The sequence below is a fragment of the Parvibaculum sp. genome (genome assembly GCF_039973015.1).
In the GTDB taxonomy this organism is placed as follows: domain Bacteria; phylum Pseudomonadota; class Alphaproteobacteria; order Parvibaculales; family Parvibaculaceae; genus Parvibaculum.
Map to the genome: position 1 here is coordinate 273,456 of NZ_JBDWLT010000010.1, position 13,147 is coordinate 286,602.

Below are 13,147 nucleotides of genomic sequence, written 5' to 3' on the forward strand. Positions count from 1 at the left end.
GCAGAGTCCGCATGCAGCGGATGCTTATTGGCATGAGCCAGGAAAAGCTGGGCGAGGCGCTCGGCCTCACCTTTCAGCAGGTCCAGAAATACGAGAAGGGTACGAACCGCATCGGGGCGAGCAGGCTTTACGAGATTGGCGCGGTTCTGGGCGTTCCTATCGAGTATTTTTTTGAGGGTCTCGAAAACGGCTCGCTTCAGGGTAGCGAGGGGGGCGAGCGCGCAGGGATCGACCTTTCTCTGCTCTCGACGGCGGAGGGCATCCAGCTCAACAGCGCCTTTTTTTCCATTTCCGATCCGAAGCTCCGCCGGCGCCTGCTGGAGTTGATAAGGGCTCTCGGCGGGCAGGGCGATGAGCCCGAAACAGCGGAAATCTCACCAAACCAGTAAGATTACGGTTAATAATGCAGGGATATGCACTTATGTGCATATCTTTTTGCGTTCTCCTGTTGACCCCGAATACGATCCTTGCAACAACCAGAGCCGCCGGAACCCGCAGGAATACGCATTTCGCGACACGAGCTACGATGTTGCATCCCGGCACAAGAACAGCGCGGACCGGCATGCCTGCCGGATCGGGCGCAGAACTCATCTCAGACCCATAAGGGAGAGCAACTTGGCTAGGTCAAATTTCCTGTTCACAAGCGAATCCGTTTCCGAGGGCCATCCCGACAAGGTGTGCGACAGGATTTCCGATGCCGTTGTCGATCTTTATCTCGCGGCCGATCCTTATGCGCGCGTTGCCTGCGAAACACTGACCACCACGAACAAGATCGTGCTGGCAGGCGAGATCCGCGGCCCTGAATCCATCACCAAGGACATGATCGAGGACACGGCACGCAAGGCCGTGAAGGCGATCGGCTATGAGCAGGAAGGCTTTCACTGGAAGACGGCCGACTGCGAAGTTCTCCTCCATGCCCAGTCCGCGCATATCGCGCAGGGCGTCGATGCGAGCGGCAATAAGGATGAAGGCGCCGGCGATCAGGGCATCATGTTCGGTTATGCCTGTACCGAGACGGACGTTCTCATGCCGTCGCCGATCTACTATTCGCACCGCATTCTGAAGCGGATGGCAGAGGCCCGTCATTCCGGCAAGACGCCGCAGTTCGAGCCGGATGCGAAGAGCCAGGTCACGATGAAATACGAGAACGGCAAGCCTGTCGGTGTGACCTCGGTCGTCGTTTCCACGCAGCACAAGGAAGGCGTGAAGCAGGAAGACCTGCGCGAACTTGTTCGCGAGGCAGTCCAGGCCGAGCTGCCGGATGGCTGGTTCCCGCCGGAAGAGGAATTTTACGTGAACCCCACGGGCATGTTCGTCATCGGTGGCCCCGATGGTGACGCGGGCCTCACCGGCCGCAAGATCATCGTCGATACTTATGGCGGCTGGGCGCCCCATGGCGGCGGTGCTTTCTCGGGTAAAGATCCGACGAAGGTTGACCGTTCGGCGGCTTATGCGTCGCGCTATCTCGCGAAGAACGTCGTTGCGGCGGGCCTTTCCGAGCGTTGCACGATCCAGCTTTCCTACGCGATCGGCGTTTCCAAGCCGCTCTCGATCTATTGCGACCTCCACGGCACCGGCAAGGTGGATGAGGAAGCTATCGAGAAGGCTGTGGCAAAGTGCATGGACCTGAGCCCGCGCGGTATTCGCGAGCATCTCGGTCTCAACAAGCCGATCTATGAGCGTACGGCGGCCTATGGCCATTTCGGGCGTAACCCCGATGCCGATGGCGGCTTCTCCTGGGAGAAGACCGACCTCGCGGACAAGATCGCGGCTGAAATCCGCTAACCCGGAACAAGGTGCGTCGGTGAAGGGCGAAAGCGAAACGTCACGCCGTCATGTTTACGGGCGCACCCGCGGCAAGGCTTTGAAGCCGCGTCAGGCGAATTTGATGGAGACCCTCTTTCCGGGGGTCTCCATTTCATTTGGAGAAGGTGTGCTCGATCCGCGCTCGCTTTTCGGCGAGGTGAAGGAAGTCTGGCTCGAAGTCGGCTTTGGTGGCGGCGAGCATCTCGCGCATCAGGCGGCGATGCACCCGGATACCGGCATCATGGGGTGCGAACCTTTCCTGAACGGTGTCGCGAAGCTCGTTTCCGAAATCGACCTTCGAGGTCTTTCCAATGTGCGCATCCTGAATGACGATGCACGCTTCCTGCTGGAATGCCTCGCACCCGCCTCGCTCGACCGGGCTTTTATTCTCTATCCCGATCCGTGGCCCAAGAAGCGGCACAACAAACGCCGCTTCGTGAACCCGGAAACCCTCGGATTTCTCGCAAAGGCGCTGAAACCCGGTGGTGAACTGCGTTTTGCCAGCGACATTCCCGACTACATCGCCTGGACCCTTGCCCATGTGAGCCGCTTTAATCGGGAGGAGGGCGAAACCTTTTTCTGGACGGCTGTGAGTCCCGCCTGCTGGCGCACACCTTACGAGGGCTGGCCCGGCACCCGCTACGAAGCGAAAGCGATCCGCGAGGGACGAACCCCCTGCTATCTTTCCTTCCGCCGAATCTGAGGCCCTTGCTCTTGCGCCCGAAAAGGCGCTATATATGCACCGACAGATCAGCGACGCTCTAGAGAGTGGGCTGTCTCCGGAAACGGGGGCCCGCTTTTTTTGTTATCTGGGCTTCGTAAAACCGCTCTGGAGAATGCGTTTGACCTCGACAGGTCTCGACAGGAAGTCTGAAGACGATGCGACGGATCTTTCGATCCTCGATACGCATCTCGTTGCGCCGCATGGCGTTGCGCGCCGGGTCTTCGAATTGCTCCAGCCGAGCGCCGAAGGCATCGGCTTCGAACTCGTGCGCATCCGCTTCGGTCTTCAGGATGGGCAGACATTGCAGATCATGGCCGAACGTGCCGACGGCACCATGTCGGTCGAGAATTGCGAGGAGCTTTCGCGCACTCTTTCTGCCGTGCTCGACGTCGAGGATCCGATCCCCGGCGAATATAATCTTGAGGTTTCCTCGCCGGGCATCGACCGCCCGCTGACGCGGCCAAAGGATTTCGACCGCTGGCAGGGCTTCGACGTGAAGATTGAGCTTGGCGAAGCCCTTGAGGGCCGAAAGCGTTTCCGTGGCCTGCTTCAGGGCGTTGAAAGCGGTGAAGTTCTTGTTCAGTGCGACATTGAAGGATATTCGGAACCGCAGGTTCTCGGCCTGCCTTTCGGAAAGTTGAGCGAGGCCAAGCTCGTGATGAGCGATGACCTCATAAGGGAAAGTCTCAAAAGACAGGGCGGGGCGAATGACGCCTCCGAAGATGCCCCCTCCGACGGAGAATAAAGAATGGCACCGGCAGTAAGCGCCAACCGGCTTGAACTGTTGCAGATCGCGGATGCGGTCGCGCGCGAAAAGTCGATCGACCGCGAGGTCGTCCTCGAAGCAATGGCCGAGGCGATCCAGAAAGCCGCGCGCTCGCGCTATGGTGCGGAAAACGAAATCCGCGCGCGCATCAATCCGCAGACCGGCGATATCCGTCTCGTGCGCCTTCTCGAAGTCGTGGAGAACGTCGAGAACGATGCTGTGCAGATCGATATGAAGTCTGCGCAGCGCCGTAACCCCGCCGCGCAGGCAGGCGACCTCATAGAGGACGAACTTCCCCCCGTCGATTTCGGGCGGATCGCCGCCCAGACCGCCAAGCAGGTTATCGTCCAGAAGGTGCGCGACGCTGAACGCGAGCGCCAGTACGATGAATACAAGGACCGCATCGGCGAGATCGTGAACGGCATCGTCAAGCGCGTCGAATATGGCAACGTGATTGTCGACCTTGGCCGTGGCGAGGCGATCGTGCGCCGCGACGAACTTCTCCCGCGCGAAACCTTCCGCAATGGCGACCGTGTCCGTGCCTATATATATGACGTCCGTCGCGAGCAGCGCGGCCCGCAGATTTTCCTTTCGCGCTCGCATCCGCAGTTCATGGCCAAGCTCTTCGCTCAGGAAGTGCCGGAAATTTACGACGGTATCATCGAGATCAAGGCGGTTGCGCGCGATCCCGGCAGCCGTGCGAAGATCGCCGTGCTGTCGAACGACAGTTCGATCGATCCGGTCGGCGCCTGCGTCGGTATGCGCGGTAGCCGTGTGCAAGCCGTGGTGAACGAACTCCAGGGCGAAAAGATCGATATCATCCAGTGGTCGCCCGATGCCGCGACCTTCATCGTGAACGGGCTTGCGCCTGCTGAAGTCGTGAAGGTTGTGCTCGATGAAGATGCGCAGCGCATTGAAGTTGTGGTCCCCGATGACCAGCTTTCCCTTGCGATCGGCCGTCGCGGACAGAATGTTCGCCTTGCCTCGCAGCTCACGGGCTGGGATATTGATATCCTCACGGAAGCCGAGGAATCCGAGCGCCGTCAGGCCGAATTCCTGAGCCGCACCACGATGTTTGCCGAGGCGCTCGACGTCGACGAAATGATCGCGCAGCTTCTGGCATCCGAAGGCTTCTCGTCCATTGAGGAAGTCGCTTACGTCGATCTCGACGAAATCGCCGACATCGAAGGCTTCGACGAGGATACCGCACAGGAAATCCAGAGCCGCGCCGTGGAGTTCATCGAGCGTCAGAACGCCGAATATGACGCGAAGCGCCGCGAGCTCGGCGTTGCCGACGAAGTGGGCGAGGTCGAAGGTGTCACGCCGAAGATGCTCGTCGCTTTCGGCGAGAACGATATCAAGAGCGTTGAGGATCTCGCAGGCTGCGCCACCGACGATCTCATCGGCTGGAACGAAACGGTGAACGGCGAGCGCAAGCATCAGCAGGGCATCCTCGAAAACTTCGATGTTTCCGCCGATGACGCGAACGCTCTCATCATGCAGGCGCGCCTCAAGGCGGGCTGGATCACCGAAGCCGACCTTGCTCAGCAAGAAGAGGGCGAGGAAGAGGGTTCGGAGGAAGCAGGCGAGGTTGGTGAAGAAGCCTGACCGGGCAGTGAACGGTCCCGAGCGCTCTGAAGTCTCCGAGCGCCGGTGTATCGTTCTCGGCGAGAGCGGCGGCAAGGAAGGCCTTCTCCGCTTTGTGCTCGACCCGGAAGGCCGGGTTGTGCCGGATCTGGCGGAAAAGTTGCCCGGCCGTGGCCTTTGGGTCACGGGTACGCGTGAAGCGGTTGAAAAAGCGGCGGCGAAGGGTCACTTCGCAAGGGCCGCGAAAGCGCCCGCCATCGCGGATCCGGGGCTTGCCGACCTTGTCGAACGGCTCATGGCCCGCCGCGCGGCCGATGCTTTGGGGCTTGCCCGCAAGGCAGGCTCGCTGGAGGCGGGTTTTGAGAAGGTTTTGAAGGCTCTCGACAAAGGTCGGGTGGCTGCTTTGATCGAAGCCCGGGACGGCGCCGAAGATGGCCGCCGCAAACTCGAGCAGCGCCTCAGAGTGGTTAAAGAACAAGGGATTCTGGGCGATGTGCCGGTTCTGATGCCTCTTTGGGCAGATGAAATGGGTTTGGCATTGGGGCGCGGAAATGTGATACATGCAGCCCTGATCCAGGGACGCATGCAGGCGAAAGTCATGGCGGATCTCGCCAGGCTCGCGCGCTATGGGCGGAAGGACCGCCCGGAAAAGGCCCATGCCATGTGAGGCGTGGTGCGCAGGTTAACGAAGGATACGAATGACCGATCAGGCCGATACGAGCGAACGGAAACCGAAAGCGGGCGGCAAGACGCTGAGCCTCAAGCGGACGGTTGAATCTGGCCATGTGCGCCAGAACTTTTCGCATGGGCGCTCGAAATCGGTGGTCGTCGAAAAGAAGAAGAAGCGTACGCTGAAGTCGGGCTCCGAGGCCGCTCCGGCGCCCGTCGAGGAGAAGGCAAAAACCGCTCCGGCGCCAGCCCCGGCGGAGCCCGCTCCTGTCGAGGCAAAGAAGCCTGCGGCTCCCGAAGCGGTGAAGCCCGCCCCTGCCCCCACTCCGGCGCCCGCTCCCGCCCCGGCGCCTGCTGCTGCGGAAAAGAAACCTGCGCGTGCGCGCTCTGGCGTTGTTTTGCGGACGCTCACCGAGGAAGAAAAGAACGCCCGCGCACAGGCGCTTGATAGCGCGCGCGAGCGCGAGGGCGAGGATCGCCGCCGGGCCGAGGAAGAAGCCAGGCGCTTTGCCGAGGAAGATGCGCGCCGTGAACGTGAACGTGCCGCCGCAGCCGCGCGTGCCGCGGAAGAAGCTGCGCGTCTGGCCGCGGAACAGGAAGCCCGTAGCCGCTCCGCGGAAGATGCTAAGCGCCGCAGCGGCCCCGATGAACCTGTGGTTGCCCCGGCGCGTCCGAGCGGCAAGGAACTGACGGCGGAAGACGCGGACGAAGACAACAAGCCGAAGCGCAGTGCCGGTCATGCCGCGCCCAAGCAGCCGGCTGTGCGCCGCAATGAAGAGCGCAGGCGCGGCAAGCTGACAATCACCAAGGCATTCGACGACGATAGTGGCCGCCAGCGCTCGCTTGCGTCCATGCGCCGCCGCGTCGAACGTGAGCGCAAGAAGCACATGGGTGTGCAGGAAGCGCCGCAGAAGATCATCCGTGAAGTTGTTATCCCCGAAGTCATCACAATCCAGGAACTCGCGAACCGTATGGCGGAGCGCGCCGTCGATGTGATGAAAATCCTGATGAAACAGGGCATCATGCTGAAGATCACGGATGTGATCGACAGCGATACAGCCCAGCTCGTTGCCGAGGAACTCGGCCACACGGTGAAGCGCGTGGCGGAATCCGACGTTGAAGAAGGCCTCGTCGGTGAGGACGATGTCGCGGAGTTGAAGAAGCCGCGTGCGCCGGTCGTGACCGTCATGGGTCACGTTGACCACGGCAAGACCTCGCTCCTCGATGCGCTCCGCAAGACGGACGTGGCGGCAGGCGAAGCGGGCGGTATTACGCAGCATATCGGCGCCTACCAGGTTGAGCTGGGATCCGGCGACCGGATCACCTTCCTCGATACGCCGGGCCATGCCGCCTTTACCTCGATGCGTGCGCGCGGTGCGAAGGTGACGGATATCGTCGTCCTCGTCGTTGCTGCGGATGACGGCGTCATGCCGCAGACCATCGAGGCGATCAGCCATGCGAAGGCGGCGGGCGTTCCGATGATTGTTGCCATCAACAAGATGGACAAGCCGGAATCCGATCCGTCTCGCGTGAAGAACGAACTGTTGCAGCACGAAGTCGTGGTCGAGGATTTCGGCGGCGACGTCATGTCGGTCGAAATCTCCGCGAAGAGCGGCCTGGGCCTCGACAAACTGGAAGAAGCGATCCTGCTTCAGGCCGAAGTGCTTGAGGTGAAGGCCAACCCCGACCGTGCCGCCGAAGGCATCATCGTCGAAGCGAAGCTCGATCGCGGCCGTGGCCCCGTGGGTACCGTTCTCGTTCAGCGCGGTACGCTCAGTGTGGGCGATATCATCGTGGCCGGCACCGAATGGGGCCGCGTCCGTGCGCTCATCAACGACCGCGGCGAGAATGTGCCGTCTGCCGGTCCGTCTCAGCCGGTCGAGGTTCTCGGCCTTGGCGGCGCGCCGGAAGCGGGCGACGTGATGAGCGTGGTCGAAAGCGAAGGCCGTGCCCGTGAAATCACCGACTATCGACAGCGCGTCCAGCGTGACAAGCGTGTAGGCACCGGCGGCCGCGCTTCGCTTGACCAGATGCTGTCCCAGCTGAAAGAGCAGGATCGCAAGGAACTGCCCATCATCGTCAAGGCTGACGTGCAGGGCTCGGCCGAAGCGATCGTGCAGGCGCTCGAAAAGCTCGGTACCGACGAAGTCACGGCACGCGTCATTCATGTCGGCGCCGGCGGCGTCACAGAATCCGACGTGACGCTCGCGACCGCCTCCAACGCGCCGATCATCGGTTTCAATGTCCGCGCCAATGTGCAGGCTCGCGATGCGGCGCGTCAGGGCGGCATTGAAATTCGCTATTACTCGGTGATCTACGATCTCGTGGACGACATCAAGGCGGCGCTGTCCGGCATGCTTTCGCCGGAACTGCGTGAAACCTTCCTCGGCAATGCCGAGATTCTGGAAATCTTCAACATCTCCAAGACCGGCAAGGTCGCGGGCTGTCGTGTCACCGAAGGTGTGGTGCGCCGCGGTTCTCACGTCCGCCTTATCCGCGACGATGTGGTGATCCACGAAGGCAAACTCTCGACCCTGAAGCGCTTCAAGGATGAAGTGAAGGAAGTGCAGTCCGGTCAGGAATGTGGCATGGCCTTCGAGAATTATCAGGACATGCGCAAGGGCGACGTTATCGAGTGCTTCGACGTCGAGGTGGTGAAGCGCACCCTCGACTGATGTGAACCCCCGTCTCCCCTTGCCGGGAAACCGGACGGCGAAAGCCGTTCGGGCGGGGCCGAAGCTGAGCGCACAAGTCATGCAGAGAAGATCCGGATCGAACAAGGGCCGTCAGGGCTCCAATGCACCGAGCCAGCGTCAGCTGCGCGCAGGCGAACTCGTGCGCCGCGCGCTGGCCGATGTGGTTTCGCGCGGCAATATCCGCGATCCTGAACTCAATGACCGTAGTTTCTCGGTCACCGAGGTTCGCATGAGCCCGGACCTGCGCCATGCCACCTGTTTCGTTGCGCCGCTTGGCCATGGCGATGCCGAGGCGCTGGCCGCCGCGCTCACCCGTGTCCGCGCGTTCCTTCGCGGCCAGCTCTCGAAGGAAGTTACCTTCAAGTTCATGCCTGACCTGACTTTCGAGCCCGACACCTCCTTCGATAATGCAGAGGCGATTGACCGCCTTCTTCACCGCCCGGAAGTGGCCCGTGATCTCTCGACCGGCGACGAGGCCGGAGAAGAGGACTGAGCCTCGTGGCGCGGCGCAAGAAGGGTGAGGCGATTTCGGGCTGGGTCATCGTCGACAAGCCTCTGGGACCGACCTCGTCCGATGTCGTGAACCGGGTCCGCCGCGCCTTCAATGCCCAGAAGGCGGGCCATGCCGGCACGCTCGACCCGCTTGCGACGGGCATCCTGCCTGTGGCGCTGGGCGAGGCGACCAAAACCGTTCCCTTTATTCTGGATGCGTCCAAATCCTACCGTTTCACCATGCGCTTCGGCGCCGAAACGTCGACGGACGACGCCGAGGGTGAGGTGACGGCCGAAAGCGCCCATCGCCCTTCGGATAGTGAGATTGAGGCGGTTTTCCCCCGTTTTCGGGGCATGATCGAGCAGGTGCCGCCGGCTTTCTCGGCCGTGAAGGTCGATGGCGAGCGGGCTTATACCAGGGCGAGGGCAGGCGAAGAGGTCGAACTCGCCGCCCGGTCCGTCGAAATCCATAAAATTGCGCTGGTTTCGAGGCCTGACGCGGACCATGCGGAGCTGGAAATCTCTTGCAGCAAAGGGACTTACGTCCGTTCACTTGCCCGCGATCTCGCCCGCGAGCTGGGCAGTGCCGCCCATGTTTCGGCGCTCCGGCGCACCCGTCACGGTCCTTTCCGCGAGGAGGCCGCAATTCCTCTGGATAAACTCTGCGCCTTGGGCCATATTGCGCCCGCTCCCGGACCCAGGGTCCATCTGCTGCCGCTTGAGACCGCGCTGGACGACATCCCGGCGCAGGCCGTAAGCGGGGAAGATGCGGCCCGATTAAGAAAGGGTCAGGGCGTTTTGTTGCGCGGGCGCGACGCACCCATCCTTTCCGGATCGGTTCTGGCGACCCATCGGGGAGACCCGGTGGCCCTGACCGAATACCGGCAAGGCGAGCTTCGCCCCGTGCGTGTTTTCAACCTCGTGAATTGAGGAGACACCCGATGTCGATTACGCCGGAGCGCAAAGCTCAGCTGATCAAGGAATTTGCCGGCAAGGACGGCGACACAGGTTCTGCCGAAGTGCAGGTCGCGATCCTTACCGAGCGCATCGTCAACCTTACCGAACACTTCAAGGGCCACGCGAAGGACAACCATTCGCGTCGCGGTCTTCTGAAGATGGTGAGCCAGCGCCGCAGCCTTCTCGACTATGTGAAGAGGAAGGATCAGGCGCGTTACGAAAAGCTGATCTCCCGTCTGGGGATTCGGCGGTAACAGGGGTGCTTATTGCCCCAACGGTTCTGCTTTGCACGGCGCCTGCCCAGAGGTTCTTCGTGAATCTCGCGGGCGGGCGCGCGTCTTTCGGGATCGCGTAAACAGAGGCATTCGTCCGTCTACGGACGGTTGCCGCAGCTGGACCCGCCGCCTCCCGTCTCGCGGCGCCGGGTTCCGGACCTGAAGGTCCAGGCGCATTCGGCGCAGTTGCGGGAAATCCGTCCTTCAGTCCGGCCGCGTCAGAAGCGGCAGAAAAGCGGCCGCCGCATGATGGTGGAAGAACGCATGGATAGCGGGGCCGCGGAACAGGAAACCGATATGTTTGAAATCACTCGCGAAGAAATTGAATGGGGTGGCCGCACGCTCACCCTCGAAACGGGCAAGATCGCCCGTCAGGCCGATGGCGCAGTGCTCGCGACCTATGGCGACACCACGGTGCTTGCCACGGTGGTCGGCGAACGCAAGCCGAAGCCCGGTCTCGATTTCTTTCCCCTCACGGTGAACTACCAGGAAAAGACCTATGCCGCCGGCAAGATCCCGGGCGGCTTCTTCAAGCGCGAAGGCCGTCCGAGCGAAAAGGAAACGCTCGTCTCACGTCTGATCGACCGTCCGATCCGTCCGCTCTTCATCAAGGGATTCAAGAACGAAACCCAGGTGATCGCGACCGTCGTCAGCCATGACATGGAAAACGATCCCGACATCGTCGCCATGGTCGCCGTGTCGGCCGCGCTCACGATTTCCGGCCTGCCTTTCCTCGGCCCCATCGCCGCCGCGCGCGTTGGCTACATCGATGGTGAGTACAAGCTCAACCCGATGATCGACGAGATGTCCGAAAGCGCTCTCGATCTCGTGGTCGCCGGCACGTCCGATGCCGTGATGATGGTGGAATCGGAAGCCAAGGAACTTTCCGAAGACGTCATGCTCGGCGCCGTCATGTTTGGCCACAAGGAATTCCAGCCGGTGATCGACATGATCATCCGCATGGCCGAGAAATGCGCGAAAGAGCCGCGCGCCATCGACGTGAAGGACAATTCCGATCTCGTCGCCAAGGTGCGTGAACTCGTCGGTGAAGATGTTCGCGCTGCTTACGGCCTGAAGGACAAGGGCGAGCGTCACGAAGCCATCGCCAAGGCGAAGGACAAGGCCAAGGCCGCGCTCTGCAATCCTGAAGACGAAAACGCCGTGCCGGAAACGGATGTTGGCGGCGTCTTCAAGTCGATCGAGAGCGATATCGTCCGCAACTCGATCCTCGACACGAAGAGCCGCATCGACGGCCGCGATCTCGAAACGGTCCGCCCGATCGTCTCCGAAGTGGGCGTGCTTCCGCGTACCCACGGTTCGGCGCTTTTCACCCGCGGCGAAACGCAGGCTCTTGTGGTTGCGACGCTTGGCACCGGCGATGACGAGCAGTTCATCGACGCGCTGGAAGGCACCTACAAGGAAAACTTCCTGCTGCACTACAACTTCCCGCCTTTCTCGGTCGGTGAGACCGGCCGCGTCGGCTTTACGGGCCGCCGCGAAGTCGGCCACGGCAAGCTTGCATGGCGCGCGCTGCGTGCTGTGCTTCCCGCCAAGACGGACTTCCCCTACACGCTGCGCCTCGTCTCGGAAATCACCGAGTCGAACGGTTCGTCCTCGATGGCGACCGTTTGCGGCTCCTCGCTTGCGATGATGGATGCGGGCGTGCCGCTGAAGCGCGCCGTGGCGGGCATCGCCATGGGTCTCATCCTTGAAGGCGACCGTTTCGCTGTCCTCTCGGATATTCTCGGTGACGAGGATCATCTTGGCGACATGGACTTCAAGGTGGCAGGCACGGAAGAAGGCGTGACCTCGCTCCAGATGGACATCAAGATCACCGGCATCAACGAAGCGATCATGAAGCAGGCCCTCGCTCAGGCGAAGGGCGGCCGCATTCATATCCTCAACGAGATGGCGAAAGCTCTCGACACGGCCCGCCCCGAAATGGGCGAATACGCGCCGCGTATCGAAGTGATCACCGTTCCGACCGACAAGATCCGTGAAGTCATCGGCACTGGCGGCAAGGTCGTCCGCGAGATCGTGGAAAAGACGGGCGCCAAGGTCGACATCTCCGATGATGGCACGATCAAGGTGGCGTCATCCGACGCCGCCTCGATCAAGGCCGCCATCGACTGGATCACGGGCATTGTTGCGGAGCCGGAAGTGGGCGCGATCTACGAAGGCACGGTCGTGAAGGTCGTCGACTTCGGCGCTTTCGTGAACTTCTTCGGTCCCCGTGACGGTCTGGTGCACATCTCGCAGATGGCGCCGAACCGCGTCGAGAAGGTCTCCGACATCTGCAACGAGGGCGACAAGGTCAAGGTGAAGCTTCTCGGCTTCGACGATCGCGGCAAGGTTCGCCTCTCGATGAAGCATGTGAACCAGGAAACCGGCGAAGAGATCGTCTATGAGAACGAGCCCGCCGAACAGCCGCGCGAGAAGCGTGAAGGTGGCGGTGGTGGCCGCGGCCGTCGTCGCGACCGCGACTGACCTTTCGACACAAAGTCGCTAGAATTCCGGGGTCGGATGGATCAGCCATCCGGCCCCGTTTTCTTTGGAGATGACCATGCGCTTCGCCGTCCTCGCTGCCTTTGCCTCGATCGTCGCCTTCCCGGTTCTTGCCGGGGCGCCGCTCAGCTGGCGTTCCGAGGCAACGAGCCACGACCTCGACCGGCTGGAGCGTTATGAAGACGCGGTGACCAAGGGCATGATGGAGTCGCGCGTTGCGGGCGAGGAAAACGGTTCCTACAACGAACTCGTTTCCGTCATGGAAGAGGAAACTGCCGAAGCCGACCCCGAAAAGCTGAAAGGTCAGTGGAACTGCCGCACCATCAAGGCGGGTGGCCCTTTCGCGGGTTTCGTCGTCTATGGCTGGTTTCGCTGCGAGGTCGTGGAAAAAGACGGCCGCCTTTTCTTCGAGAAGCTCACCGGTTCGCAGCGCCAGTCCGGCTATCTTTATCTGCGCGATGAAAAAAGCTGGGTGTTGCTTGCCGCTCCGAATGAAGGCCATTCGGGGCCGGTCCGCGAGTACTCGGGCCCGGAGGGCGGCGTCACCGACCCGCAATTGATCGACGAGCCCGCGGTTGTCTCTCTCTTGAAGGACGGAAGGGCGCGCGCGGTCTTCCCCTGGCCGGAGCTTGAATCGACTTTCAACGTGCTGGAAATGACGCGGCGCTGA

General features: G+C 61.7%; 12 protein-coding genes. All 12 read left to right on the forward strand.

The annotated features are described in order from the left end of the window. The first annotated feature begins 11 nt into the window (after positions 1-11). The 12 genes from ABJO61_RS12570 to ABJO61_RS12625 all read left to right on the forward strand — a co-directional run bounded on the left by ABJO61_RS12570 (position 12) and on the right by ABJO61_RS12625 (position 13,147). Positions 12-389 carry a helix-turn-helix transcriptional regulator gene (locus ABJO61_RS12570; RefSeq protein WP_348325057.1) on the forward strand — a complete coding sequence of 126 codons (378 nt, stop codon included), beginning with the start codon at positions 12-14 and terminating at the stop codon, positions 387-389. A gap of 226 nt (positions 390-615) precedes the next feature. Further along, entirely contained in the window at positions 616-1,785 is a 1,170-nt protein-coding gene (gene metK / locus ABJO61_RS12575) for a methionine adenosyltransferase (protein ID WP_348325055.1), read from the forward strand. 103 nt (positions 1,786-1,888) lie between these two features. Next, on the forward strand, positions 1,889-2,509 hold the full coding sequence (gene trmB, locus ABJO61_RS12580) for a tRNA (guanosine(46)-N7)-methyltransferase TrmB (RefSeq protein ID WP_348325053.1): 621 nt from the start codon (positions 1,889-1,891) through the stop codon (positions 2,507-2,509). Between the two features lie 133 nt (positions 2,510-2,642). Beyond that, positions 2,643-3,275, forward strand: coding sequence for a ribosome maturation factor RimP (gene rimP, locus ABJO61_RS12585; RefSeq protein WP_348330564.1), 633 nt, complete (start codon positions 2,643-2,645; stop codon positions 3,273-3,275). A gap of 3 nt (positions 3,276-3,278) precedes the next feature. Then, positions 3,279-4,904 (forward strand): transcription termination factor NusA, encoded by a 1,626-nt coding sequence (gene nusA, locus ABJO61_RS12590; protein WP_348325049.1) that lies wholly within the window; start codon positions 3,279-3,281, stop codon positions 4,902-4,904. Further along, positions 4,891-5,550 (forward strand): RNA-binding protein, encoded by a 660-nt coding sequence (locus ABJO61_RS12595; protein ID WP_348325047.1) that lies wholly within the window; start codon positions 4,891-4,893, stop codon positions 5,548-5,550. Before nusA ends, ABJO61_RS12595 begins: the two co-directional genes overlap by 14 nt. A gap of 31 nt (positions 5,551-5,581) precedes the next feature. Then, positions 5,582-8,227, forward strand: a complete 2,646-nt coding sequence (gene infB, locus ABJO61_RS12600) for a translation initiation factor IF-2 (RefSeq protein ID WP_348325045.1) — start codon at positions 5,582-5,584, stop codon at positions 8,225-8,227. 79 nt (positions 8,228-8,306) lie between these two features. Next, positions 8,307-8,741, forward strand: a complete 435-nt coding sequence (rbfA, locus tag ABJO61_RS12605; RefSeq protein WP_348325043.1) for a 30S ribosome-binding factor RbfA — start codon at positions 8,307-8,309, stop codon at positions 8,739-8,741. Between the two features lie 5 nt (positions 8,742-8,746). Then, positions 8,747-9,670 carry a tRNA pseudouridine(55) synthase TruB gene (gene truB / locus ABJO61_RS12610; protein WP_348325041.1) on the forward strand — a complete coding sequence of 308 codons (924 nt, stop codon included), beginning with the start codon at positions 8,747-8,749 and terminating at the stop codon, positions 9,668-9,670. Between the two features lie 11 nt (positions 9,671-9,681). Further along, positions 9,682-9,951 (forward strand): 30S ribosomal protein S15, encoded by a 270-nt coding sequence (gene rpsO / locus ABJO61_RS12615; RefSeq protein WP_293337263.1) that lies wholly within the window; start codon positions 9,682-9,684, stop codon positions 9,949-9,951. Positions 9,952-10,269: 318 nt separating this feature from the next. Continuing rightward, on the forward strand, positions 10,270-12,459 hold the full coding sequence (pnp, locus tag ABJO61_RS12620; RefSeq protein ID WP_348325039.1) for a polyribonucleotide nucleotidyltransferase: 2,190 nt from the start codon (positions 10,270-10,272) through the stop codon (positions 12,457-12,459). Between the two features lie 76 nt (positions 12,460-12,535). Further along, positions 12,536-13,147 carry a DUF4893 domain-containing protein gene (locus ABJO61_RS12625; protein ID WP_348325037.1) on the forward strand — a complete coding sequence of 204 codons (612 nt, stop codon included), beginning with the start codon at positions 12,536-12,538 and terminating at the stop codon, positions 13,145-13,147.

What these genes read in the sequence shown, in the direction of transcription:
- infB (WP_348325045.1), top strand. Translation starts at nt 5,582, where the DNA reads ATGACCGATCAGGCCGATACGAGCGAACGGAAACCGAAAGCGGGCGGC.
- rimP (WP_348330564.1), top strand. Translation starts at nt 2,643, where the DNA reads ATGCGTTTGACCTCGACAGGTCTCGACAGGAAGTCTGAAGACGATGCG.
- nusA (WP_348325049.1), top strand. Translation starts at nt 3,279, where the DNA reads ATGGCACCGGCAGTAAGCGCCAACCGGCTTGAACTGTTGCAGATCGCG.
- pnp (WP_348325039.1), top strand. Translation starts at nt 10,270, where the DNA reads ATGTTTGAAATCACTCGCGAAGAAATTGAATGGGGTGGCCGCACGCTC.
- trmB (WP_348325053.1), top strand. Translation starts at nt 1,889, where the DNA reads ATGGAGACCCTCTTTCCGGGGGTCTCCATTTCATTTGGAGAAGGTGTG.
- rpsO (WP_293337263.1), top strand. Translation starts at nt 9,682, where the DNA reads ATGTCGATTACGCCGGAGCGCAAAGCTCAGCTGATCAAGGAATTTGCC.
- ABJO61_RS12570 (WP_348325057.1), top strand. Translation starts at nt 12, where the DNA reads ATGCAGCGGATGCTTATTGGCATGAGCCAGGAAAAGCTGGGCGAGGCG.
- rbfA (WP_348325043.1), top strand. Translation starts at nt 8,307, where the DNA reads ATGCAGAGAAGATCCGGATCGAACAAGGGCCGTCAGGGCTCCAATGCA.
- ABJO61_RS12625 (WP_348325037.1), top strand. Translation starts at nt 12,536, where the DNA reads ATGCGCTTCGCCGTCCTCGCTGCCTTTGCCTCGATCGTCGCCTTCCCG.